The 24,973-nt window shown below is 37.1% G+C and carries 28 protein-coding genes and 1 pseudogene; 20 read left to right on the forward strand and 9 right to left on the reverse strand.

What is annotated here, in order from left to right; genetic code table 11:
• Positions 1-134 precede the first annotated feature (134 nt).
• A complete protein-coding gene (locus tag AAFN87_RS09775) occupies positions 135-491 on the reverse strand; it encodes a rhodanese-like domain-containing protein (protein WP_347790880.1) in 357 nt (118 codons plus the stop codon).
• Positions 492-592: 101 nt separating this feature from the next.
• Here AAFN87_RS09775 and AAFN87_RS09780 point away from each other — a divergent pair, with 101 nt between their 5' ends.
• The 9 genes from AAFN87_RS09780 to AAFN87_RS09820 all read left to right on the forward strand — a co-directional run bounded on the left by AAFN87_RS09780 (position 593) and on the right by AAFN87_RS09820 (position 5,708).
• Complete coding sequence (locus tag AAFN87_RS09780) at positions 593-853, forward strand: metal-sensitive transcriptional regulator (protein WP_347790881.1); 261 nt, start codon at positions 593-595, stop codon at positions 851-853.
• Positions 854-912: 59 nt separating this feature from the next.
• Positions 913-1,389 carry a DsrE/DsrF/DrsH-like family protein gene (locus AAFN87_RS09785; protein WP_347790882.1) on the forward strand — a complete coding sequence of 159 codons (477 nt, stop codon included), beginning with the start codon at positions 913-915 and terminating at the stop codon, positions 1,387-1,389.
• A gap of 10 nt (positions 1,390-1,399) precedes the next feature.
• Positions 1,400-1,747: a rhodanese-like domain-containing protein gene (locus AAFN87_RS09790; RefSeq protein ID WP_347790883.1), complete on the forward strand. Its 348-nt coding sequence runs from the start codon at positions 1,400-1,402 to the stop codon at positions 1,745-1,747.
• A gap of 5 nt (positions 1,748-1,752) precedes the next feature.
• Positions 1,753-2,049, forward strand: coding sequence for a rhodanese-like domain-containing protein (locus tag AAFN87_RS09795; protein WP_347790884.1), 297 nt, complete (start codon positions 1,753-1,755; stop codon positions 2,047-2,049).
• A 48-nt stretch (positions 2,050-2,097) separates the two neighbouring features.
• A complete protein-coding gene (locus AAFN87_RS09800) occupies positions 2,098-2,661 on the forward strand; it encodes a sulfurtransferase TusA family protein (protein WP_347790885.1) in 564 nt (187 codons plus the stop codon).
• 75 nt (positions 2,662-2,736) lie between these two features.
• Positions 2,737-3,864, forward strand: coding sequence for an MBL fold metallo-hydrolase (locus tag AAFN87_RS09805; RefSeq protein ID WP_347790886.1), 1,128 nt, complete (start codon positions 2,737-2,739; stop codon positions 3,862-3,864).
• A gap of 112 nt (positions 3,865-3,976) precedes the next feature.
• A complete protein-coding gene (locus AAFN87_RS09810; RefSeq protein ID WP_347790887.1) occupies positions 3,977-4,204 on the forward strand; it encodes a sulfurtransferase TusA family protein in 228 nt (75 codons plus the stop codon).
• Between the two features lie 61 nt (positions 4,205-4,265).
• A complete protein-coding gene (locus AAFN87_RS09815; protein WP_347790888.1) occupies positions 4,266-5,042 on the forward strand; it encodes a sulfite exporter TauE/SafE family protein in 777 nt (258 codons plus the stop codon).
• Positions 5,043-5,054: 12 nt separating this feature from the next.
• Positions 5,055-5,708 carry a DsbA family oxidoreductase gene (locus AAFN87_RS09820; RefSeq protein ID WP_347790889.1) on the forward strand — a complete coding sequence of 218 codons (654 nt, stop codon included), beginning with the start codon at positions 5,055-5,057 and terminating at the stop codon, positions 5,706-5,708.
• A 264-nt stretch (positions 5,709-5,972) separates the two neighbouring features.
• Here AAFN87_RS09820 and AAFN87_RS09825 read toward each other — a convergent pair whose 3' ends face one another.
• Positions 5,973-6,464 (reverse strand): PCYCGC motif-containing (lipo)protein, encoded by a 492-nt coding sequence (locus tag AAFN87_RS09825; protein ID WP_347790890.1) that lies wholly within the window; start codon positions 6,462-6,464, stop codon positions 5,973-5,975.
• Between the two features lie 93 nt (positions 6,465-6,557).
• On the opposite strand from AAFN87_RS09825, the gene AAFN87_RS09830 reads away from it, so the two are divergent.
• Together AAFN87_RS09830 and AAFN87_RS09835 are read left to right on the forward strand one after the other, a co-directional pair.
• Positions 6,558-7,355 (forward strand): class I SAM-dependent methyltransferase, encoded by a 798-nt coding sequence (locus AAFN87_RS09830; RefSeq protein WP_347790891.1) that lies wholly within the window; start codon positions 6,558-6,560, stop codon positions 7,353-7,355.
• Positions 7,356-7,489: 134 nt separating this feature from the next.
• Positions 7,490-8,203, forward strand: a complete 714-nt coding sequence (locus AAFN87_RS09835) for a metallophosphoesterase family protein (protein WP_347790892.1) — start codon at positions 7,490-7,492, stop codon at positions 8,201-8,203.
• Positions 8,204-8,546: 343 nt separating this feature from the next.
• Here AAFN87_RS09835 and AAFN87_RS09840 read toward each other — a convergent pair whose 3' ends face one another.
• From AAFN87_RS09840 to AAFN87_RS09850, 3 genes are all read right to left on the reverse strand, one after another.
• The gene (locus AAFN87_RS09840; RefSeq protein WP_347790893.1) at positions 8,547-9,083 is read right to left on the reverse strand and encodes a TlpA family protein disulfide reductase; all 537 of its coding nucleotides are present in this window, start codon (positions 9,081-9,083) and stop codon (positions 8,547-8,549) included.
• Positions 9,070-9,678, reverse strand: a complete 609-nt coding sequence (locus tag AAFN87_RS09845) for a hypothetical protein (RefSeq protein ID WP_347790894.1) — start codon at positions 9,676-9,678, stop codon at positions 9,070-9,072. Before AAFN87_RS09845 ends, AAFN87_RS09840 begins: the two co-directional genes overlap by 14 nt.
• A 105-nt stretch (positions 9,679-9,783) precedes the next feature.
• Positions 9,784-10,956: an alanyl-tRNA editing protein gene (locus AAFN87_RS09850; RefSeq protein ID WP_347790895.1), complete on the reverse strand. Its 1,173-nt coding sequence runs from the start codon at positions 10,954-10,956 to the stop codon at positions 9,784-9,786.
• 128 nt (positions 10,957-11,084) lie between these two features.
• Between AAFN87_RS09850 and AAFN87_RS09855 the strand changes: the two genes are divergently transcribed.
• A complete protein-coding gene (locus AAFN87_RS09855; RefSeq protein ID WP_347790896.1) occupies positions 11,085-11,378 on the forward strand; it encodes a DUF6509 family protein in 294 nt (97 codons plus the stop codon).
• A gap of 112 nt (positions 11,379-11,490) precedes the next feature.
• Here AAFN87_RS09855 and AAFN87_RS09860 read toward each other — a convergent pair whose 3' ends face one another.
• Both AAFN87_RS09860 and AAFN87_RS09865 read right to left on the reverse strand, forming a co-directional pair.
• Positions 11,491-12,489, reverse strand: a complete 999-nt coding sequence (locus tag AAFN87_RS09860) for an anti sigma factor C-terminal domain-containing protein (RefSeq protein ID WP_347790897.1) — start codon at positions 12,487-12,489, stop codon at positions 11,491-11,493.
• On the reverse strand, positions 12,473-12,982 hold the full coding sequence (locus tag AAFN87_RS09865; RefSeq protein WP_347790898.1) for an RNA polymerase sigma factor: 510 nt from the start codon (positions 12,980-12,982) through the stop codon (positions 12,473-12,475). The genes AAFN87_RS09860 and AAFN87_RS09865 overlap by 17 nt, the downstream gene beginning before the upstream one ends.
• 603 nt (positions 12,983-13,585) lie before the next feature.
• Between AAFN87_RS09865 and AAFN87_RS09870 the strand changes: the two are divergent.
• From AAFN87_RS09870 to AAFN87_RS09900, 7 genes and pseudogenes are all read left to right on the forward strand, one after another.
• Positions 13,586-14,921, forward strand: a pseudogene (locus tag AAFN87_RS09870) (acetamidase/formamidase family protein).
• Positions 14,922-15,301: 380 nt separating this feature from the next.
• A complete protein-coding gene (locus AAFN87_RS09875) occupies positions 15,302-16,996 on the forward strand; it encodes a methyl-accepting chemotaxis protein (RefSeq protein ID WP_347790899.1) in 1,695 nt (564 codons plus the stop codon).
• Between the two features lie 439 nt (positions 16,997-17,435).
• Positions 17,436-17,600, forward strand: a complete 165-nt coding sequence (locus tag AAFN87_RS09880) for an asparaginase (RefSeq protein ID WP_347790900.1) — start codon at positions 17,436-17,438, stop codon at positions 17,598-17,600.
• Between the two features lie 136 nt (positions 17,601-17,736).
• Positions 17,737-18,663 (forward strand): dipeptidase, encoded by a 927-nt coding sequence (locus tag AAFN87_RS09885; protein WP_347790901.1) that lies wholly within the window; start codon positions 17,737-17,739, stop codon positions 18,661-18,663.
• 186 nt (positions 18,664-18,849) lie between these two features.
• Positions 18,850-19,569: an ABC transporter ATP-binding protein gene (locus tag AAFN87_RS09890; RefSeq protein WP_347790902.1), complete on the forward strand. Its 720-nt coding sequence runs from the start codon at positions 18,850-18,852 to the stop codon at positions 19,567-19,569.
• Positions 19,550-20,299: an ABC transporter permease gene (locus AAFN87_RS09895; RefSeq protein WP_347790903.1), complete on the forward strand. Its 750-nt coding sequence runs from the start codon at positions 19,550-19,552 to the stop codon at positions 20,297-20,299. Before AAFN87_RS09890 ends, AAFN87_RS09895 begins: the two co-directional genes overlap by 20 nt.
• Before the next feature lie 74 nt (positions 20,300-20,373).
• The gene (locus tag AAFN87_RS09900) at positions 20,374-20,904 is read left to right on the forward strand and encodes a PadR family transcriptional regulator (protein ID WP_347790904.1); all 531 of its coding nucleotides are present in this window, start codon (positions 20,374-20,376) and stop codon (positions 20,902-20,904) included.
• Between the two features lie 87 nt (positions 20,905-20,991).
• On the opposite strand, the gene AAFN87_RS09905 is transcribed toward AAFN87_RS09900, so the two are convergent.
• The gene (locus AAFN87_RS09905) at positions 20,992-22,596 is read right to left on the reverse strand and encodes a Na/Pi cotransporter family protein (RefSeq protein WP_347791446.1); all 1,605 of its coding nucleotides are present in this window, start codon (positions 22,594-22,596) and stop codon (positions 20,992-20,994) included.
• Between the two features lie 288 nt (positions 22,597-22,884).
• On the opposite strand from AAFN87_RS09905, the gene AAFN87_RS09910 reads away from it, so the two are divergent.
• Positions 22,885-24,312, forward strand: coding sequence for a Fe-S-cluster redox enzyme (locus tag AAFN87_RS09910; protein WP_347790905.1), 1,428 nt, complete (start codon positions 22,885-22,887; stop codon positions 24,310-24,312).
• Here AAFN87_RS09910 and AAFN87_RS09915 read toward each other — a convergent pair.
• Positions 24,292-24,870: a hypothetical protein gene (locus AAFN87_RS09915; RefSeq protein ID WP_347790906.1), complete on the reverse strand. Its 579-nt coding sequence runs from the start codon at positions 24,868-24,870 to the stop codon at positions 24,292-24,294. The genes AAFN87_RS09910 and AAFN87_RS09915 overlap by 21 nt on opposite strands.
• Positions 24,871-24,973 lie beyond the last annotated feature (103 nt).

The following is a 24,973-nucleotide window of genomic DNA, read 5'->3' on the forward strand; positions in this document are numbered from 1 at the left end:
AATGACAGAAAAAATTTTGTCATCGGTGGAGCTTCTAAACTGCACACAACAATGTAGTTTAACTGAACGAACTATATAGAAAAAGTCTCGCTGATTCACGAGACTTTTTTCTTTTGGGAGGACTATTAAGTTGATTACTCGATTTCACCTGACCAAGAATACATACCATCAGATGTATTGATAACAGTATACCCCTCCTTGTATAAAATGTCGCTCGCGGTTTGTGAACGATTGCCGCTGCGGCAAATAATAATGTAATTAGCGTCCTTTTCTAAAGGGGCTAAATTTCCTTGTTGTAGCCCGGATAAAGGTACATTAATAGCGCCGGGAATATGCCCTTCAGCGTATTCATTAGGCTCACGCACATCCACAATGATATATTCTTGCTCAATATAGCTATGGATTTCATCTAGTGAAATAGTGTCATAAGTGGCAGATGAGCAAGCACTTAGAAATACTAGTAAGACTACGGTTAACAATGATCTTTTCATTTTAAATCACCTTTCTTGAATTTTATAGTTGACCTAATACCTTATAGGGTATAGTATAAACCATGTAAATAATACGTCAATGCGAAAAAGGAGTTGAGTATATGACGTATGATAGCAAAGTGACAAATCGAATGAAACGTATTGAAGGTCAATTGCGAGGTATTTTACGTATGATGGATGAAGGGGAAGATTGTAAAGAAGTCATTACGCAATTATCTGCTGTTCGTTCAGGAGTAGATCGTACAATTGGTGTTATAGTAAGTGAAAATTTAGTTGAATGCGTACAAAATGCAGAAAAAGATTCAATGAAAATGAATGAATCCATCCAAGAAGCAGTTAATCTACTTGTAAAGAGTCGATAACGATGGGCTTTATATTTTTTAAATAAAATAATACCCTATACGGTATGAGGGAGAGTATAATGGAAAAGAAAAGGACAACAATTGTTTTATTTAGTGGAGATTATGATAAAGCGATGGCAGCGTATATTATCGCAAATGGTGCAGCAGCTTATGATCATGAAGTAACGATTTTCCATACGTTTTGGGGCATTAACGCATTACGTAAGCAGGAGCCGGTTGAAGTAAAAAAAGGCTTCCTTGAAAAAATGTTTGGCCGTATGATGCCACGTGGTGCAGAAAAACTAGGTTTATCCAAAATGCAGATGTTAGGTATGGGACCGAAAATGATTAAGAAGGTAATGGAAAAACATAATGCCTTAACTTTAACGCAATTAATTGAAATGGCGCAAGAGCAAGACGTTAAGCTTATATCATGTACAATGACAATGGATTTATTAGGGCTAAAGCAAGAAGAACTTTTAGATGGTGTACAATTTGCTGGTGTTGCGGCATATTTAGCGGATGCTCAAGATGGTAATGTAAATCTATTTATTTAGGAGGACCATAATGGAAACTGCAATTATTATAGTTATTGTTGTCGCATTTTTTGCATGGCGAATGATGCCGACGAAAGGTATTAATACGATTACGACAGCAGAATTAACGAAGGTCATCCACGACAAAGATAAAGTATTTGTCGATGTACGCACGCCAGGTGAATATAAAGGGCGCAATATTCGTCAATTTAAAAATATACCGCTTGGTTCAGATTTTTCAAAGCTACCAAAGGACAAAGAAATCGTCGTTATTTGTCAAAGTGGCATGAGAAGTGCGCAAGCTTGTAAGCAAATGAAAAAATTAGGATACAACAATATAACAAATGTCCGTGGTGGCATGAGTGCATGGAGAGGGTAAATAGTATGAAGGAAATTTCAGTTCAAGAAGTACAACAACGCCTAGAAAACGGGGAGCAATTACATTTAATCGATGTGCGAGAAGTAGCAGAAGTAGCGGAAGGACATATTCCTGGAATTGTAAATATCCCATTAGGTTTACTAGAGTTCCGTATGCATGAATTAGATAAAAATAAACCGTATGTTATGGTTTGCCGTTCTAGTGCTCGTAGCGGGCAAGCAACAGCATTTTTAACTTCTCATGGCTATGACGCAGTAAACATGGTTGGCGGTATGCTAGCTTGGCAAGGCGATGTGAAGTAAAAATTTTTTACCGAAAATATACCCCGTGTAGTATAAAGGAGAAACAGGATGGCTATTAAAGCAGATATACAATTAGATGCAAAAGGTTTAGCATGTCCAATGCCCATTGTAAAAACGAAAAAGGCAATGAACGAATTAGTGGATGGGCAAGTTTTAGAAGTTCAAGCAACGGATAAAGGATCAACAGCAGATTTAGCAGCGTGGGCTGAAACAGTTGGGCACCAATATATTGGCACAACGGAAGAAGGAAATGTGCTATTCCATTACATTCGCAAATGTTCAAATGACACAATGGAAGAACATTCATTTGAACAAACAGTATCAAATGAAGAAATTATTGCACGGGCAGAAACTGGCGGACTTATTTTAGATGTCCGCGAAGAAGCAGAATTTGTATTCGGCCATATCAAAGGCGCAAAATCCATTCCGATGGGTGGATTAGAAGCACGTATGAAGGAATTAGACATGGATCAAGAAATTTATGTCATTTGCCGCACAGGTAAACGGAGTGACTTAGCTGCTCAAAAGCTAGCGAACGCAGGTTATAAAAAAGTATACAATGTACTTCCAGGCATGACAGCTTGGACAGGCGAATTACAAAAATCATTTTAATTTGAACTAATTAGTGGGGAATGATTTTTCCCGCTAAAAAAATCCGAGAAATAATACCTGTGGGGGTAAATTTATATGACGGTAAATAGGTGGACAGCAGCAGACGTTGCTCTAAAAGTAATTGACAACAAAGAACTATTCATTTTAGACGTACGTAATGCAGATGCATTTGAAGATTGGAAAATTGATGGTCACAAGTTTGAGTATTTAAATATACCGTACTTTGAGCTACTGGACGGTGTGGAAGAAATTTTACCACAAATTCCGACTAACAAAGATGTTTTAGTCGTATGTGCCAAAGAAGGTTCATCAATAATGATAGCTGAAATGTTAAGTGATGCAGGGCGAGAAGTCGCTTATCTTGCAGGTGGTATGAAATCTTGGAGCATGTATTTAGAGCCAATTAAAGTTGGCGATCTTGCAAATGGTGGTGAGCTATATCAATTCGTGCGTTTAGGAAAAGGCTGTTTGTCATACATGGTTATTTCAGACGGGGAAGCAGCCATTATCGATGCGGTTCGTTTTACAGACGTATTCACAAACTTTGCTAGCAAGAAAAATGTAACAATTAAACACGTTTTTGATACGCATTTACACGCTGACCATATTTCAGGTGGTCGCCACATTGCATCAGAAACGGGTGCAACTTACTACTTATCACCGAAAGATGCAGAGGAAGTAGTATTCGAGTACACAGCACTTGAAGATGGCCAAACAGTACAAATTGGGGCATCAAAGATTAATGTAGGTGCACTTTACTCACCTGGTCATACAATTGGCTCAACATCATTTGTGGTAGATGGTAAGTACTTATTAACGGGCGATATTTTATTTATCGATTCAATTGGTCGACCAGATTTAGCTGGATTAGCGGAAGACTGGGTAGGCGATTTACGTTATACGTTATATAAACGCTACCGTGAATTAGCGGAAGAATTAGTCGTTTTACCAGCGCACTTTATGATAATAGAGGAATTAAACGAGGACGGTACAGTAGCAAAACGTCTAGGGGATTTATTCGCTGAAAACCACGGCTTAAACATCGTGGATGAAGCGGAATTCCGTAGTATCGTAACAGATAATTTACCCCCTCAACCGAATGCGTACCAACAAATTCGCCAAGTAAACATGGGGAAAATCACACCAGACAATGACGAGCAAACGGAGATGGAAATTGGACCAAACCGTTGTGCTGTACGCTAATCAATAAATGAAATGTTATACGTATGCTTGCCTTACGCTCAAAAGGCAAGCAACTGTCCTACTAGGAAAAATAGAAAATCGTTTACAAATAAAAAGAATGGGAGAATTCAACATGAATAGTACAAAAATTTTAGATGCAAAAGGTTTATCTTGTCCAATGCCAATCGTACGTACAAAAAAGGTAATGGACACAATTCAAACAGGTGAGATTTTAGAAGTGCATGTAACAGATAAAGGTTCTTTAGCAGATATCCCGGCATGGGCAAATGCAGGAGGACACGAAATTTTACAACAGTCTGAAGATGCTGGCGTATTTAAATTCTTTATTAAAAAAGGGTAGGGAGGAAGTGGGTTTCGGATAGACGAATACCCGCTTTTCTTTTAGAAAGAAGGAAACTGTAATGGATATTACATTTATAGTCGTACTTTTTGTCATTGGTTTCGTTGGGTCGTTTGTATCGGGAATGCTCGGCGTTGGAGGAGCCATCATTAAGTTTCCGATGTTACTTTATATCCCACCCTTATTTGGACTAGCAGCATTCTCGGCACATGAAGTATCGGGTATTAGTGCAGTGGAAGTACTATTTGCCTCCATTGCGGGTGTGTGGGCTTATCGTAAAGGTGGCTATTTAAATAAATCACTTATTATTACAATGGGTGGGGCTATTTTAGTCGGTAGCTTTGTAGGTAGTTTTGGGTCCTCTTATTTATCAGAAACTGGAGTCAATGTCGTTTATGGATTACTTGCAACGATTGCGGCTGTTATGATGTTCGTACCAAAAAAGCACATTGATGAAAAACCTTTGCATGAAGTAAAGTTTAACAAACCACTCGCGGCGATACTGGCATTAATTGTTGGTGTTGGTTCTGGTATTGTCGGTGCAGCGGGGGGCTTTTTACTAGTACCTATTATGCTAGTCGTATTAAAAATTCCGACACGCATGACGATTGCTACGAGCTTAGCGATTACATTAATATCATCGCTAGGGGGCAGTGTCGGTAAGTTAATTACGGGTCAAGTTGAATACTGGCCAGCATTTATTATGGTCATTGCAAGTATTATAGCGGCTCCACTAGGTGCAAAAGTAGGAAAAGCGATGAACATAAAAGTATTACAAGGCATATTAGCTATACTAATTTTAGCGACAGCCATTAAAATTTGGATAGACATGCTATAAGGGGGTGCTCATATGAAGATAGAAATTTTTTCAGACTTCGTTTGTCCGTTTTGCTATATCGCGAAACGAGAATTAGAATTGGCCATTGAGCAAGCAGGGTATGCGGGTCAAGTCACTATTGAAATGAAAGCTTACGAATTATCACCTAATTCATCATTGCAATCGGTAAATTATATTGATTCTTTAATAGAGCACGGAATGTCACGTGAAAAGGTAGAACAACTAACAGCAAATATAACAGACCGTGCAAAAGAAGTTGGGCTTACGTATAATTTCGAGGAAATGACAGTAACGAATACATATAGTGTACATCGTTTAGCGAAATGGATGAAACAATTCAGTAAGGAAGCAGAATTTACGGAAGCTGTCATGCGCGGATATTTTACGCAAGGGCTTGATTTAAGTCGAGATGATGGTCTACTTGCAATCGTGCGTGCACTTGGGCTTGATGAGGTTGATGCAGCAAATGTGCTAGCGACAGATCGTTTTGAAGAAGAAGTGAAGCGAGATCAATACGACGTACAGCAAATTGGCGTAACGCGTGTACCATTTTTCGTCTTTGAAAATCGCTACGGTATCATTGGCGCAGAGCCAAATGAAGTATTTGTTCGTACATTGCATCAAGCAGCAGAAATTGCAGGAATTCAAGCGCGCGAGCAGCAGTAGGGATCACTGAGTGTTGGAGGAGTAACTGGTGTCAATAAACGAATTCGAGTTTAATGGGGGCTAACCGTGTTCCCACGGGAGAAAAGGCGGTTGCCATGGGCGAAAATCATGTAGCCACGGGCGAAATCGCGGCCACCATGGGCGAAAATCGTGTTCCTTCGGGCGAATTCCGACCTTCAATGGGCGAATATCATAAAATTACAACAAAAAAGAGATTTCTATCGTGAGCTATACCACTTCATTCGATGGAAATCTCTTGTCATTTTAAGCAGGCATTTTTGTTTTAGTTGGTTCAGCGTAGCCTTCTTTATACATTTCATCAATCGCATTGCGAATATCTTTTAACTCCATACCATCTTTGAACATTTTTGCTGATTGAAGGGCGATTTCTAAACAAACAACACAGCGAGTACCGTGATCATCCCATACAACAGAACCGTCCTCATTCATTTCCTTAATAAAGCAGTTCAAGTTACTGCCATGTCCAACAGATTCCCCGCAGCCGCAATAGCATGGCATCCATTCTAAAATATCTGTTGCATGCCCAGCCACTTGATACGTTAGGCGAATATTTTCAGGTTGATTATCCAAAAAGGATGGTAACACATCGATACCAGCTGTTTTTTCCTGAATATCAATGCTTTCATACTCGTGTCCAGCGTGCTCAGAAACTGCATGCTCTTCATTTGCCTGCTCCTTATTACTGCAGGCGCTTAGCAATAATATTGCGGCTAGTAGCGTATATAAATATTTCACTAATATCCCTCCATTTCATCTATTTATATTAACATAGGGGGGAGGGGTACTTCACTTGAAATGATAAAATAGAATTAAAAAAGGAGGGAAATTATGAACATTTATGACATTTTACGATGTATGAAAATTTATGGTGAAGATGTGACAATCCAGCACAAGCAGACAAGTCATCGTATGAATTTAGTAAAAGAATTTGACATTCAGCAAAGTCCACGTGTATTAGAAATTGGTTGCGGGCAAGGTGATACAACAGCCGTATTAGCGGCCGCTGTCGGAGAGTGCGGACTTGTCCATGCGATTGATCCAGCAGAGCCTCATTACGGTGGACCGATTACACTAGGACAAGCACGTGATCATTTACTCGCTTCAACATTAGGCAAGCGTATTCAAATGGACTACGGGACACCCATTACTGCGATAGCCGAGAATTCAACTTATGATGTGGCAGTTTTATCGCATTGTCTCTTTTACTTTTCATCTTTAGAGGAAATAAAAGAAACGTTACGTATTATTCGAAAGGTTGCAAAACGTATTTGTATTGCAGAATGGGATTTGCGTACAACAATGCCTGAACAGCAGGCGCATCAGCTCGCGGTGCAAATCCAGGCATTATATGCAGCTTTCCATACAACGGATGCTAATATTCGTCATATCTTCTCGAATTTTGATATGGAGCGTTTGTTGAATGAAACAGGTTGGACGGTAACATTAAATACAGTAGTAGATGCAAGTTATTTAGATGATGGTCAGTGGGAGATCGATTATGCACTAGGGTGTGATTTTTCGAGTACGCCGAGTGGAATTAATCAATACGCTCGTACTTTACAGCAACTGATGAACAAAGCAAACGGAAAGAAATCTTTAAATAGTTGGGTGCTATGTGCGGAGTAAGAACAATGCTATTCAATAAAGTTGCAATATACTAAATTTTTTAAGACGCCATAAATTTAGGTTGTGTGCAATTGTTTATTACTGTTAATTTTTTTGATACAGTTACTTTAATAGAATGCGAACGGAGGAGAATTATGAACATATTTGTAGTCAGTGATATCCACGGGATGTACGAGCCATTTCAGAAAATATTAAATTATTGGGACGAAGAAAGCGTGCTAGTCATTTTAGGTGATTTAATCGATCGAGGGGAACATTCATACGAGGTCGTAAAAAAGGTTATGATTTTGAAAAAACAATATGGGAATAAGGTAATTTATATTAAAGGGAATCATGAACAAATGCTCTTAGACTATTTGGATAACCCAACTATGAATAATGAACGGTATTTCAAGAATGGTGGAGTGGAAACGCTAAAATCCTTTATTCAAAATATGGATGAAGAGGCAGTTAGCGAAAATGCCAATATAATGCTAACACAGTATGAAAAAGAAATTAATTTTTTGAGAGAGGGACATCTTCATTATCAAATCGGTAACGTTTTATTGACACATGCTGGTTTTGACTCCGAGTTAGAGCATTGGCAAAATTCTATTGAGCGTGATTTTATATGGATTCGTGAACATTATCGTATTGAAAATAAGACAAGCCTTGTCAATATATTCGGTCATACGCCAACACGTTATATTCATGAATCTGATGATATTTGGGTGAGCCCTTGTAAAACGTATATTGGAATTGATGGAGGATGTGTTTATAACGGTCAGTTAAATGCACTACTTATCAACGAACAGGGAGAAATCCTTAATCAATTTACTGTTAGTAATGCTGTTGAGGTAAGCGTCTAATAAGTAAAAAAATGAAATGGCAAAGCGAAAAGGAATTTTCTAAACATAAAAATAATCCAATTTCTATAAAGTTTTGATTCATTTGTTTAGCTAATAAGTTTTGAATGGCGGTATGTCCTTCTTGACCCTACAAATGCGTGTAATGTCATTCTTCACGTTCATACCGTCAAGTTCAACTTAGCAAACTATATTTCCTAATATAGCGATTTTAAAGCTGATTGCAGCGCCGGCATTAGCGAATAGACCGATTGTTTTTAATTACCATACTGTGAGAGGCCATAAAAATCAGTTTGTTCAAAATAAAAAAAGATGAACAAGCATGATGTGTTCACCTATTACTGTATTAATAAGATGTAATTAAACCTTCCATAAACTCCTCATCCATTGGTCCAACGATTTTTTGGACAATGCCACCTTGTTCATCTATAAAATAACTAGTTGGAATCGTAAACACTTTGTATTGACTGCCAATTTCACCTGTTGTATCAAGTGAAATTGGGAAGGTTAAGCCGTACTCCTCCACGAATGATGCTAATTTATCACGACTATCCTGTAAATTGACTGCAATGACAGTGACATTTTTATCTTTGTATTTTTCATAAAAGCTTTGCATATGAGGCATTTCTGCTTTACAAGGCGCACACCATGTAGCCCAGAAGTTTAATAATACTTTTTGTCCTTTTAAGTCGGATAATGCAAGTTGTGTCCCGTCTAAAGTTTCAAGTGAGAAATCAGGTGCCTGCGCCCGAGCAGGTGTCTCAGCTTCTTCTGTCGTTGTGACCGCTTCGATTTGTGGCTTTTCTTCCTTGTCGCTAAAATTAAAAAAGATGATAACAACGGCAATAATAATAATGGCGATTGATACACTATTTTTTAACATAAAATTCCTCCTTCCTAGTAGCTATTAATACCACAACAGTAAACACGCTGTAAGTTAATAGTTTTGTTAGTGATAATGTATGCTGTAGTGACAAAATCATTAGTTCAATGGCGATTAATAACACTAATGTTTTAGTATGTAGCTGTTTATATTTCCTTATCAGAATAAATATTGCAATAAGGAATCCACTTTGAGTAAGGGCATAGAAAAATTCACGATTAAATAATTGAAAAAGCGCTTCAAAACTTGCAATATAAAGCATTAGCACGGGTCCAATTTGTATCGTGGTTTGTGGGTATTTCTTCTGAACAAAGAGCGTTATATAAAGGGCAATGATAAATACGGCTAGCCAATGTCCTTTCAAGCCACCGTTAAAATAAATTGCAGATAACGGCATATGTAAAACGTTATTAAAATGAAATAAAATATAGCTGAATTTCCATGTGAAAATATATGAGAAGAAAGTATCCCAAAACCAATCTGCCACTTTTTCTGCAGTTGCAAATTTATAAAGTAATGTAGCGACAAAACTTGCAATAATTACAGCTGGCCAAATAACAGGGACAGTTAAATTGAAAAGTTGAAAATAGGTCATGAGGTAAAGTCCTCCAAACATAAAATTTACCTTATGGGGTATATTATAGGCCAATTGAGAAGAAAAAACAGAATTCTTACTTAAAGAATTCTGTATAATATGTGTCTAAATTGTGCTGCGCATATACTCTAATAGTTCCTCAGGTAGTATGTTTTTTTCTCCGCCACCTTGTACAAGTGCATCATTGCCGCCACCTTTTCCGTTGATTATCGGTAGAATCGCTGTGGAAATGCCTTTCATGCTTGTATCAACATTGCTACCACGTGCCGCTATAAATTGCAGCTTATCGCCATTTTCTGCTACAAGAAGGGTAATCACATCGGTATTTTGTTGTGTAATAAATCGACCTAGCTTTTGCAGTGTTTGAATTTCGCGATCTTCAAAGGCTACCGCTACAATGCCGTTTTTTGCTTGTGCTACAAGTTCCTTAGCTTCGTAAACAAGTAGTGCGTCTTGTGCTTCTGCTAATGCTTTTTCTGTTGATTTCACTGTTGCAAACACTTTTTTTAGTGCATCGGCAGCGGTTTCTTCAGGTACACTTAGTTGGCGTGCGACGTCTGTTAGGACACTTTTGCGCATGGCTAGTTCTTTTAGTACGCGTTTGCCGCATACAAAATGCACGCGCATTTGTTTTTTCATCTTTTCTGTACTCATAATTTTTAGTAAGCTTACTTGTCCAGTTGAAGTTGGATGTGTCCCACCACAGCCATTATAATCATAGTCTGGAATAATAACGAGACGAATATCCTCATCAACAGACACGTCTTTTCGTAAATTGTAATGAGTTAATTCGTCCTTAGTTACCCATTTCGTTTCGATTGGACGATTTTCTAAAATTATTTCGTTAGCGCGTTCTTCCGCTCGAAGTAGCTGCTCTTCTGTTACATATTCTGTATTTAAGTCAATCGACACAAATCCAGTGCCTAAATGGAAGCTTGTTGTCATAAAGCCGAATAATTCAACGAAAGCAGCCGTTAAAATATGTTGCCCCGTATGCTGCTGCATATGATCAAATCGACGTTCCCAGTTTATCTTGCCGGTTACCTCACCAGTGGGCGCATCTCCCTTTATATAATGGCGGATTTCATTATCCACTTTTTCAACATCTATTACGTCGGTATTTCCAAGCCAGCCTGTATCATGGGGCTGTCCCCCACCTGTAGGATAAAACGCAGTATTCGAAAGGACGACATAATCCCGTCCATCGTTTCCTGTATGTAAAACACGTGCTGTAAATTCCTTCATCATTGAATCTGTATAGTATAGTAAGTTTTTCATTTTCAATCACCTCTATTTGTTATTGTGGCATATCGCACTAGCACTGTCACCTTTAGAATTGTTCATTTGACGCGATGTGAAAATCCGCTATGATAAAGAAGAAAGATTTCGCAAAAGGAGCGACCATTTTGGATATTACACAGTTTTCAATTGAAGAAATAAAAGATCCAACAAATATTATCGAAGGTAAGCGTTTTGAGTTTTTATTAGATGTTGAGATCGATGAAGAAGATGAACTGTATTCGGAAGCAGGCATCGAGATACGCGTTATTATTGGACAAAACGAAGATGTTGTACGAATTTTAAATTATTTCATTATTGATAAAGCGGAGAATGAGTATTTAGATTTCGCACTAGAAGATGATGAAGAAGCGTTGATTTTAGAGTTTTGTAAAGAACAATTAACAACTGAAGAAGCGTAATTTAAACCCGAAAAGCGAATATGCTTTTCGGGTTTTTTGAGAAGTCGCTGGTAAAGATGCGAAAGTTTTCGTTAAACTATCAAAATCCGTCGCCGAAGTCTGGAATTTGAAATTAATATTTATCTGTAATAACACCAATACTGGAAGCACGAATAAAATCTAATTCAAGCAAACTAGCAAGTGTTTCTTTACTTCCTGTTACAACAGCGCCGTAAATGACTAAATCATTTTGTGATAAGCCGTCCTCACCGCCGATTGTGTCATAAAGCCGATTAAACTCCCACTGCCAACTTGTACGAAGCTTTTTGCCGGTACTAATGTCGATAATAAATTGCTCTCCAGGCATGTCCACTTTATCCCCATTTGGAGTAATGAGTGGGAAGCCGTACACATTGTGTTCTGAACGTACTGAATAATCAAGCGGTGTGCGATTTCCTTTTTCATCTACTAAGTAATTCCGCACTTCATCAGGGTCCTCCTCGACATCTTTTACCCATAGCCAAGTCTTAGTCACATCTTTTGGTAGTTTATTAATTGCTTCTTCAACTCCGTACCCTTTGTCAAAGGATAGTGCCACCTCAAGTACTTGATCGTCACGAAGTTCGTCTAACCAAGCTAAGTCATTGCGAACATTTTTATAATTGACGAATGGGTAGAAAAATACCATTTCCCGCTGACCTAAATAGTTATAGCGCTGTAACGATAAATCATCCTCTGACCCACTATTTGAAACAATTAATTCCGACTGCATCCCACTTCTATTTAGCCATTCGTTGCGAAAAGGACCGTAGCCATAGCCTTTTTCTCCTGTATATACAACCTTACCTTCAATTATTTTATATGTTTTATAATATTCTTCTCCGCCCAAAATACCAGGGAAGTTTTCTTTATTAGCTACAAATTCATTGGCTCCTGAAATTTCCTCTAAGGAAGTATTAGCGGCACCTATAACTGATTGAAAATACAACGTAATATTTTCATTTAAAAACGAACCGACTATTCCTAAAATTAATAGTACAGCAGTTGTTAAAAAGACAGTTTTCCAAAGCGATTGCCGCTTTGCTTTTTTTATCGTCTTTTCCATCTTCTCGTTATTAAATAATTCCTCCATTTATATATTCCTCCCACTGCGCCTTTAGTGCTTTGCGCGCTCTCATTAAATACGTTTTAATATGTGAATCAGAAACTTCCAAAATGGTAGCCATTTCTTTATAAGATAAATCCATATAATATTTCATAATAAGAAGCTGTTGAAAGGTTGGATTAAGTGCATCCATCGCTTGCTGCAACAAGCGATTTTGTTCCTTTTGAAGTACCGTAAACTCGATATTTTCAAGAGCAGGGAATAATTGCGCTAGTTCTTCTTCAGAAAAATGGATCGTACGCTTTTGTTTGTTGTAAAGCGTATAGTATCGATGAATGGCCACTTTAAAAAGCCATGCGCGCAAATTGCTAGCATCAATTTTTTGCATGCACTCAATTGTTTTAATGAGTGTTTCTTGTATGATATCTTCCGCATCCTCTTTTGTAGCGCCGATTTTTAATAAATAGCTGAAAACGACCTGTGCATGCGCAAGCAGCAGGCGCTCCCAATCGTTTGTCATATGTCACCAACTTTTTGGATATCCGTTTTTAGTAGTTAACTCATTTATATAACAAATGAGAAAGGAAAAGGTATACAAGTTTGACTGGGGAATTTTTAAACTTACTAATTTTTTTCGATATGGACCTGTCATTACAAGTTGTAGAGGATAAATAGGCGGTGTTAAATAACATGAAAAAAGGATTGCTTGCGCGCTGCAGCAATCCTTTTTCCGTTGCGTTCAAATAAATGAGAGGTGTTTACAATGTCCAAATGGTTGTGCTTGCAATTCGTTTTCTAGTAGTTACCTACTTTGCGGAATGAAAACGCGATGCAAGATTTGGAACTACAATAAGCATACTGCAAATTATTATAAAAATGTCACATTTAACAGAACATTAATCGAAATGTAACGAGGCTGTCTCAATATTACAGAGGAAACAAAAGAAAAAGTTGTTTTAGAGATCAAATGAAGTGATTAACAATAATTACCTGTTTAAGTACTCTTTCAAAGTACAGGGGAGCGAAAGTAAAAAGGAATTCCGTTGTGCTATAATTTACCATTATGTACACTTGATTACAGTAGTGGGTGAAAGGGATGGTGGGATGTATGGTAAACGAAATGATGGAACAAGTTTCAGACCAGGAAACAGTAGAAATAGAAAATAGTGTAGTAGAAACGATTTTTGTAAATGAATTTACGGATGGAGTACTTGATCCGACAAAGCCGATGCTTGGCCCGTTAAAAGATGGTGGTACGATAATTGCGAATACGGCTCCAGGTTGTTGGGGGCCAATGCTAACTCCAGAAATAAGAGGGGGGCATGAAGTGACGAAGCCAGTATACATAGAAGGTGCAGAAGTAGGAGACGCGCTTGTTATAAAAATCAAATCAGTGCAAGTAACGTCGATTGCCACTGCTTCGGGTACAGATGAACCGTTACGCGACCGTTTTATAGGCGACCCGTTTGTGAAAGTAAAATGTCCGGGTTGTGGGAAGTTACATCCTCAAACAGTAGTAAAAGGTATTGGTTATAATGCGATTCGCTGTGCGACATGTGATACAGATACAGCACCATTTACAATGACAAATGGCTATACGATGGCATTGCATCATAATGGAGAAGTTGGTTTGACGGTCGGCAAGGAAGCGGCGCGGCGGATTGCTTTAGATGCGAAAAACTATATGCGTACGCCAGAAAATTCTGTGCAAAATCCGGTTGTAGCTTTAGCACCGTCTGATTTAATTGGTGTACTAGCTCGTATGCGCCCATTTTTAGGACAGCTAGGTACTATGCCGTCCAAGGCGATGCCGGACTCACATAATGCAGGTGATTTTGGGGAAGCTTTAATTGGAGCACCGCATGAATTTATAATGACTAAAGAAGAATTAGAGTTACATAAAACCGATGGACATATGGATATCAATCGTGTGAGACAAGGAGCGACACTTATTTGTCCGGTAAAAGTTCCAGGTGGGGGCATATATTGGAGATATGCACGCTATGCAAGGTGATGGTGAAATTGCCGGGCATACGACAGACGTAGCAGGAATCGTACAGCTACAAGTAAGTATATTAAAAAAACTAGCAATTGATGGGCCGATTTTATTGCCTAATGTCGACGATTTACCGTACACAGCAAAGCCATTTACAAAGGAAGAAAAACGTATTGCTCGCGATTTAGCTGATGAATATGGTGTGAAGCAAATAGAAGAAGCGTTGCCTATTTCTGTAGTTGGGACAGGTGGGAACTTAAATAGTGCGACGGATAATGCATTAACCCGTGCTGCCAAGTTACTTGATATATCTGTTGAAGAAGTAAAAAATCGTGTAACTCTAACAGGTAGTATTGAAATTGGGCGCTTACCAGGTGTTGTCACGGCTACATGCCAAGTTCCGAAGACGATATTAAAGCAAGCGAAAATCTATAAACATGTGAAGCGCCAATATGATGTTTAATGGGGATAAGGTTAAAGATTTTGAAAAAAGCACAATAGAATTGTCTTAATCATACGAAGAGGCTGTGCGTTAAGCGCAGCCTCTTTTACTAATTTCTAAAACTATCATTCGATTTAAATAAAAATATATAGGTAAAAATGTTAAGTAATTGTATATTTTTACAATAAAATAGTTATCTCATTGATTGTTAACTTTTTAATTATAATTAATTAGGTCTAATTATCTAAAGTGGATGCAAATTTCTTTTGGATGCTTAAAACTGTTATGGTGAAAAACTCATTTTTTAATTTTTTGGGAATTAAAACCTTTGAAATTATTGTAATATGAAGTATAAGATTACTTTATTAATATAAAATTTTCAGGGGGATGGGAAAATAGAAATGAAGAATTTACTTCAATTTAAAACAATTAAAATAAGAATTTTTAGTTCATTTCTTATTTTATTAGTACTTATGAGCTGTTTTACAACTTATAGTTATTTCTCGAATAAGAAAATGGAACAACAGGCAGCGGAATTAGTGGAGCAAGATTTAGCAATCTTAAATGCGAGTAAAAATTTAGCGATGTCTAGTAGTGTTCGTTTATCAGCCGCACTAAGCTATGTAGTTTCTGGTGATAAAAAGTATATTACTGTATTTAATGAATACCGAGAGATCGCTGAATCGAATAATAAGCTTATTGAACAATATGATACGAGTGAAGAACGGCATAAACTAGTCGAGATGTCTCGTGAATGGAGCAATCGTGTTAATACAGAAGTATTTGAAGTGTACCAGAATGGACAACAGAAAAAAGCATTAGATAATCTAGTCAAGATCAGCTATTTAGTAACGGGAGTACGTACAGGCTACGAGGATTTTGCAAGTAAATACGCCGAAAAAATTAATAAGACAGGGGAAGACGTTGTTTCGCTAAGTAAAAATAATAAAATAATTGGTATAATTGTAAGTATAGTATTTACAATTTTAGCAATCATTACGGCAACGATTATTGCGAACATCATTTCCAAGCCGATAAAAGTAGTATCATCACGAATGGAACAGTTAGCAAATGGTCAATTAAATCATGAGCCTTTAAATGTTAATCGTGTTGACGAGATTGGTACATTAATGGCTTCAGCGAACGGAATGAATGAAAAATTAAGAGCGACAATACGCTCAATTCATGATGTTTCTGAAACAGTTGCGTCAAGTAGTGAGGAGCTAGCGCAGTCTTCAAATGAAGTGAAATCGGGCTCTGAACAAATTGCACTGACGATGCAGGAGTTGGCTACAGGCGCTGAAACACAAGCCTCATCTTCAAGTGATTTAGTAGAAACAATGACAGCTTTCACTCGTCGCATTCAAGAAACGTCACAAGAAGGCAATGAATTAAAAGAACATTCCAGTCATGTACAACAGCTTACGGCAACAGGTAAAGAATTAATGCTAAGTTCTACAGAGCAAATGGACACGATTAATAAAATCGTATTAGATTCCGTTCAGAAAGTAGAAGGATTAAATGAGCAATCGGCGCAAATTTCTAAGCTTGTTTCCGTTATTGATGATATTTCCAATCAAACGAACTTACTTGCATTGAATGCAGCGATTGAAGCAGCACGTGCAGGTGAGCACGGTAAAGGATTTGCCGTTGTAGCTGATGAGGTTCGCAAGCTAGCGGAACAAGTGCAGTTCTCTGTAACGGATATTTCGACTATTGTGAATCGTATTCAGGACGAAACCGGTAGCGTAACACACTCACTTCAAACAGGCTATGAGGAAGTGAAAAAGGGGACAATTCAAATTAATGAAACGAATATGACATTCGATGAAATTTCAGGTGCTGTAGCTGAAATGACTGATAATATTGATACGATTTCACATAATTTATACCGCGTCCTGCAAAATACTGAAGAAATTAACACATCGATTGATAGCGTTGCTTCTATTTCACAAGAATCAGCTGCTGGCGTAGAGCAAACAACAGCCACAATTGAAGAAACAGTAAGTACAATGGAAGAAATCGCGAGGGGTGCAGATCAGCTCGCAAGCTTAGCCGAACAATTAAACACAGAGCTTCAACAGTTTAAGTTATAATGATTAATAAAGGGGTGTCCAGATAGTTAAAACTTTCTGAACACCCTATTTTTTACAATTAAAATCCACTCGACCACCAATGACTTTATATGACTCTCAACTAGTAATTCTCCAATTATAAGTAGAGATATCGAATGGCTCTAACACATCTTCGAGAAATATTCCGATATGGTTTGGTATCTCTAGATTATTTCCTCTACCTCCAAAAATAATGAAATACCAAAAAAACCTCTCATCAAACTTTAGGTTTTTACCAAATGAATCAACTGTAGTATAAAGCATTTTTGGTAGTTAACAAGAAAGTAAGTTATGAAACAAATTACATAAAAACAAGTCAGACAAATTTAAAAATTAAAAAAATATATGTTCGGAAATAAAATTAAACTGTATAATTTAAATCATTTACATACAATAAATTAACTTAATGAGGTGTTATGCATTGTCCAATCTACTTATAGAAGTTTATCGAGATTCCTATGTTGAATCAAAGCATGCTGGAACAATTGTTGTCGTGAATAATCGTGGTGAAACGATTGCGCATGTGGGTGATCCACAAGGGGAAATATTTGCATGTTCGTCTATGAAGCCCCCTAGTTACAGATGATGAATATAAGCAATTAAAAATTTATGCACGACCAGATGTGTTAAACGTACGTGGTGAAGTTGTTGGGAAAGTGACAGTCCAATTTAAATTAGAGTAATGCTGAGAACAATTTTATTTGATAAGGAAGGTACAGAAAATGGATTTTCCTATAATCGATTTACATTGCGATGTGTTATCGAAATATGAAAGAGAGCAGTTAGATTTTTTGAACTCTCCAAAGTTGGACGTTAACTTACAAAATTTACGTGCAGCTAATGTAAAAGTTCAAGCATTTGCAATTTTTGTCCGACCAGTATTGCCGAAAGCTGAAAAAATAAAATCTGCATTGCGTCAAGTTTACTACTTTAAAACTTATATAGCCTCCAAAGAAAATAAAATGGTGCATATTACGAAATGGTCCGATATCGCTAAGCTACAAGATGATGAAATAGGTGCATTTTTGACAATTGAAGGTGTCGATTTTTTCGAGGGCGACATTAAAATGTGGCATATATTTAAAGATTTCGGAGTGTTAAATATCGGATTAACCTGGAATAACTCAAATGAAGCTGCGGATGGTGTGGAAGATAATTTAGGCCGCGGTGTATCAAACTTCGGTAAAGAAATTATTCGCCTAAACAACACACATAAAATTTTTACTGATGTGTCTCATTTAAGTGAACAAAGTTTTTGGGATGTGATGGAGCTAGCGCAATATCCGATAGCCACGCATTCGAATGCTACGACAATTTGCCCCCATCCTAGAAATTTAACTGATGATCAAATTAAAGCAATGATTGAGAAGAAGGCTCCGATTCACATTGTTTATCATCCACCATTTATTGTGCCAAGTGGAAAGGCTACAATAAAGGATTTATTAAATCATGTGGAGCATATTTGTTCACTTGGCGGGAAGGAACTCATAGGGTTAGGCTCAGATTTTGATGGTATTGTAGAAAAAGTAGTAGGTTTAGAAGATGCTTCATGTCATATGAACTTAATGAAAGAAATGCTTAAGTATTATACAGAAGACGATGTAAAAGGTTTTGCATATCGCAATTTTTTATCGCATTGTCAGGTTTAGCCTATTTATTAATAAAATTTATTCAATTCAAAGTCCTTTCTCTTTGTTAAGACAAAAAACTAAGGGAAAGGATTTTTTGGTTTCACTGTAAATCAGTTTACATTTAGAAATATTTGGCATATTATATAATTAAATTCAAATGCTCAACGTTGACTATTCATCGTTGAGCGAAAGGGGTAGGGGGAAATGTTCATTCATGCAGTTGGTATCCAAAAATCTTATCGCAACAAAACCGTCGTTCATAATATCGATTTGGACATTCGGGAAAATGATATATTGGCTGTCATTGGGCCGAATGGTGCAGGTAAATCGACCATGTTAGAAATGCTAATTGGACTTCGGACAGCAGATAGTGGAGAAATAAATTATTGGGATCGAGCTTTTAAAGAAAAAATGGGTGTGCAACTTCAAGCGGTACCATTTTTTCCGAACTTGAGTGCTTTTGAAAATTTAAAGCTTTTTGCTGCATTTTACAAAAAGAAATCATCAAATGACCAAATTACAAGTGCACTAAAGATGTGCGGGTTAAACGAGGTCGGAAAAACAGATGCATCCAAACTTTCGGGTGGACAGCAAAAAAGATTAGCCATTTCAATTGCATTAATTCATGATCCAGAGCTGATTCTTTTGGATGAACCTACCGCAGCACTAGATCCACGTGCCCGACAAGAGATTCATGCAATTATTAAGGAGCTACATCAAAGTGGAAAAACCGTTGTCTTTACTTCACACGATATGGATGAAGTCGACAAACTTGCAACGAGGGTCATCTTGATTAATGAGGGGAAAATAATTGCTCAAGGAGAACCGAGGCAATTATGCAAAGAATACAATGTAACGAAATTAGAGGAACTGTATTTAATTTTAACGCAGGAGGAGGTTGAATATGTTGCAAACAATTTTTAAATCTATGATTGTAATGTCTTTAAGAGATAAAATAACGTTATTTTATTCGTTATTGTTTCCTATGTTGCTAATGATAGGATTAGGTTACTACTTTCATAATAATCAGCTACAAATCGTATGTGGGATTACCGCAATTAGTACGATCTTTTGGGGAATGCAAGGCATTGCTTTTCAAATTCATGCACAAAGAAATAAAGGTGTTTATAAACTATTGAAGCTAACACCATTACCGCTTGTTGCATTTATCATCATCATGGTCCTTGCTAGAACGCTAATTGGTGTATTGCTGAATATGCTCATATGGATAACGGGCATTATGTTATTCCATATTGAAATTACAACCGTCTCGCTTATATATACTTGCTTGTTTATTATCATCGGTACATTGTGTTTCACGAGTATTGGTTTTGTTATCGGTAACTTTGCTCGGAATGAGGCGCAAATAAGTGTGTATTCCAATATGATTCAAATTCCAATGATTTTTATGAGTGAAGCGTTTTACAGTTTAGAACGAGCACCTGAATGGGTTGCAGTTATCGGTAAGTTGCTTCCATTTGAACATTATGTAAGGGCACTAAGAGGGGTAATAATAGATGGGCATAGTTTCCTTGCTAGCTTTATTGTACTCATCGTATATTTACTCATTGCTATATGCATATCAGTTTCAACATTTAAATGGGATGATGCACCAACACAGAAACCACGTAAGCGGGAAAAGTTAGCTTCATAAATGTATACGTTCGTTAGCGCCCCATGCTACAATAATACTCAATATTGAATATTTAATGTTGAGGGGAATGCACAATGGCGAGATTAATGGTATTAGGTTTATTAAAATTAAAACCAATGTCTGGATATGAAATTCAACAAATTTTATTAAAAAGTCATTCGGATGAATGGGCAGGTATACTACCAGGATCCATCTATCATGCGCTTAAAAAGATGGAAAAGGAAAAGCTTGTTGAAATTGATTCGATTGAACAAACGGGTAATCGTTCCAAAGCTATTTATAAAATTACAGAACAAGGTGAAGTCGCATTTCATGACTTATTAATAGAATCATTTCAAGTTTCCTCTGTTCATTTACCAAGTAATTTATATACGGGGTTAAGCTTTATTGAACATTTAGAAAAGGAACAAATTGTTCATTCATTAAAAATACAGCTAGTGCTTTTAGAACAACAATTACATCAACAAAAGCTTGGGATTAAAGAGAAGCGAAAATATATGCCTCTTGATCCCGTGACAGAAATGCTTTTCGAAAATGTATTTCAACAATATGAGTTACAACTTCAATTAATCAAAAATTTAATTGCTCATTATGAAGGACTATGAACATAAAATTGCTTTTTATAAAAGTTCCCAATCTTATAATATCCACACAAAAAAAGGCGCCGCTATGATTCTAGCAGGCGTCCATTTTTATTGCACTTTAATAACCGTCTCTGCAATATTTACTGCGTGGTCACTAATACGTTCTAAGTTACTTAGTATGTCTGCGTAAATAAGGCTTGCTGAGCTTGCACAAGTGCAATTATTTAAACGCTCGATATGGCGTTCGCGTAATGTTTGCTCCATCGCATCAATTTGCTCCTCACAAACGAGTACATCTTTTGCGAAAGCAATATTTCGCTGATCTAGTGCGCGTATTGTGAGACTAACTGTTGCAATCGTTAATTCAAACATTTTCTGCAATTCTTCTAATGCGACAGTACTTAATGGCACGTTCATCTTTTCTTTGTAATCTATCAACTCTATTATGTTTTCTGAGTGATCACCAATCCGTTCAAGATCTCGAATATTATCAAGTAGCACATAGTGAAATGTAGAATCCACGCTCGATAATGATTGCTTTGATAGCGATACAAGATAGGTAGTCGTCGACACATCTAATTGGTTAATTGCTTCTTCAAGGTGGGCGGCAGTACTTGCATGTTTCCGATCACATGTGAGTAAATATTGCAGTGCCTCATCTAAGCTTTGTACACAATATTCTCCCATACGTATCACTTCTTGCTTTACTTGTGATAGCGCGATTCCAGGAGATGTTGGAATAAGCGCTTTATCTAATTGCTGCTGCGACATGTAGGTAGCATACTCTTCGCCAGGTAATAATTTAGTCACAATCCAAGCTAATACACCAGTAAAAGGTAGCTGGATAATAGTATTAATAATATTAAACGATCCGTGTGCGACAGCAATTTGCATTTTGGGCTCCAAATGTAACAAGTTGGCAATCCATTCGACATAGTTTGAGAAAGGAATAAGGAAAATCATAAAAATAATAGTACCGATTACATTGAATAGCACATGTATAGCAGCAGCACGTTTGGCAACAATAGAAGCGCCGAGTGAAGCAATAACAACTGTCACCGTTGTGCCAATATTTTCGCCAAATAAAACAGGTAACGCACTTTGTATTGTAATTAAATGCTCTGCATATAAGTTTTGTAATATACTAACAGTCGCAGAGGACGCCTGCACAATTAATGTGAAAATCGCTCCTGCAAAAATACTAAGTACGGGCATATGCTCTATATGGACCGTAAAATCAATAAATGCCTGCCATTGATGTAACGGCTGCATACCATTTGTCATCATTTCAATACCAATAAATAGTCCAGCAAAGCCGAATAGTACTTGTCCTATATGTTGCAATGCACTTTTTTTCATAAGCAATAGCATCGCGCCAATCGCTAAGATCGGATAAGCGATTTCCCCTACATCGATGCCGATAATAAAGACAGTCACTGTTGTACCAATATTCGCCCCCATAATGATGCCTATCGCTTGTCTCAGCGTTAAAAATTTAGCACTTACTAGACTGACCGTAATAACGGTTGTCGCGGTACTCGATTGGGTGAGCAAGGTTATAGCGATGCCAACAAGGACGCCCATAAACGGGTTTGTTGTAAATGTATTTAAGATGTCTCGGAGCCGATTACTAGCTACCTTTTGTAACCCATCGCCCATAAACTTAATTGCAAATAAAAATAAACCAAGACCTCCAAGGAAGTGAAAAATCATTTCTATCCAATTAATGCCCAATTATTCCACCTCGTATTTTATCTTCTCGTTCATTATTCATGTAAAGCTATATAGTGTAAATCGAATTACAAACTTGCAAAGAAAAATTTACATTACCTTTACAAATACTTCTTTTTTCCGACAATACGCTCAATATATCATTCATAATTTTTTTGTATAATAGAAGTTTTTGGACATGTGATTAAATAGGAAAATAAAAAAAGGAGCATATCAACAGATGGTTTGGTATATTTTAGGTATAAGGTTTACGTGAATGGAGGGGGAAACTTGTTAAAAGTTGATGAGCAATTATATGACATGGCGCAAGGGAATACAGGTGAAAAACTGGAGCGCGCTGTTGAAATGATTGTGAACGAAGCGACATCCATTTGGGGTGTTGTCTTGCCACTTGAACTCCTTTTAGTTGGGGACCAGTTAGGTATTCGTATGGCGTATTCAATTGCAAAAAAGAATTGGGGAGAGGGCTCAACGTTTTTTCAGGCACTAGATGGGATAGCGCAGGAGAGGCTTATCGATTTCTTTTCGCCGGACAACATGGCAAAATTTGAACACTATATCGCGTTACATCCAACATTGAAAGTAGATGATTTTATTTCCTTTGTCGTTGGAAGGGAACTACAGATGCCTAATAGTCATGTACTGGAAATCATGTTACATAAAGTAGGGGAGCAGTGGCTAGTACATACTATTTTTTTGCAAGATGAATTATTTTGGCGCGCGGTCTATGCAAAAAAGCTTTATTCTTTATTTAAGCAGGCAAAGCTGTGGCAAATTGAACATCCACTAAAATTAATGCAAGAATTACGAGACGGGCTCCAACTCCTCGTATCGAAAAATCGGGCAGCAACGATTATACATCAACTCATTGCAGCTTTAGATCAAAACAATAACCGTTCTTTTCCCTTAAAGCAGCTGCATTTAATGGACGTAGTGACACATTTTACGAGTGGTAGAAGGCATTTTTTAAAGCTAAAAAAACGTATCGCCCATATTAAAAACATGTGGAGTGATGGGAAGTGGGCGCTAACAGAAAAAGAAAAGACTCTACTTGCCTATTTGTTGTTAAACGAAGCAGCCTCTCGTAAAGATACAGAACAAATTGTTCAACAAGGGTTGTTTTTAATAGAGGACGATCGTTTAAATAATCATGCAGTAGAGCTAATGCTAGAATATAGCGATGCACTAACAATGCTAAAGCCGCAGCCACATGCAATAGTGAAGGTATATAATGAAAACTATGTCGAGTTTGTGTTTTATACGATTATTCATGCGCTTGTCCAAAAACAGCAATATAAGCAAGTGCTAAAGCTTTTAAAAGAGCATGAAATTGCATCAAGCACGGCTATTTATAATTATTTGAATGCACCAAGCGACCCTGATTTATTACATAAAATAGAGGCAAATGTGCAACAGGATATTGCATATATCGTACACGGTTCACCTCAACATATGCGCCATTCATTAGACGTTTGGTTAGCTGAATATATGAAAAAGACCAGCCCGTATGCCAAAATTGCTCAAATGACATCGAAGCATTTGTGCAATATACTAAAATCACTTTGGGCAACAGAACAGTTCGAGCTATTTGAGAAGCTAATGGAAATTTATAAAAAATATTTATTTATAGATTCCCATTTTGAACAGCTTCGTACGTTTGTGGCAGCGATTGTTCATTCACGCAAGCTTACCGATTGAATTGATTGGGATATTTGGCATTGGTTCAGTGCGCGGTACAAAGATAAAATTATTTAATTTCCCGCTGTAGCACAATTTTAAATAGTGTAGTCGCGTAAAATCAGTCGGCTTTGTAAAATAAGGACAGCGCCCGTCTAAACATAGCCCAGCTTCTTTAAACAATGTAGCAATAAATTGCGAGCAGAAAAACGCATATTCACGCTCTAATTTAATATGGCAAGCAATACCGATTAAGCCAATAAAGTTATAGCGGTATTTTTCCATATGTATTTTATAATAATGAATCTTTTGCTGAAGCAGTTCATATTGTTCGTCGGTTACTGTACATTCATATATGGCGCAATTTGCAGAGCGAAGTAGCTTAGAATTAGCATTTTCTTGCACAAACCCACCGATAAATGGATTTTTATCAAATTTGCGTCCAAAACTATACATCTCTTGTAAATCACGATCAAATGCAATCGACACGTGATTAAAGTTTTCTTGTGTATATAGTTGAATTGCACGTGAAAGTAGAGAACCTGTCTCGGTTAAAACAATATAAATCACCTTACTCATTAAAATCACCTCACCTTTACAATAACAAATAAATATTAAGAAAAACTTGGATAATAATGAAAAAATTCTTAATTTTTCCCTTTAAATAGTAATACGTTTTAAA

The organism is Solibacillus sp. CAU 1738 (assembly GCF_039888725.1).
Classification (GTDB): Bacteria; Bacillota; Bacilli; order Bacillales_A; family Planococcaceae; genus Metasolibacillus.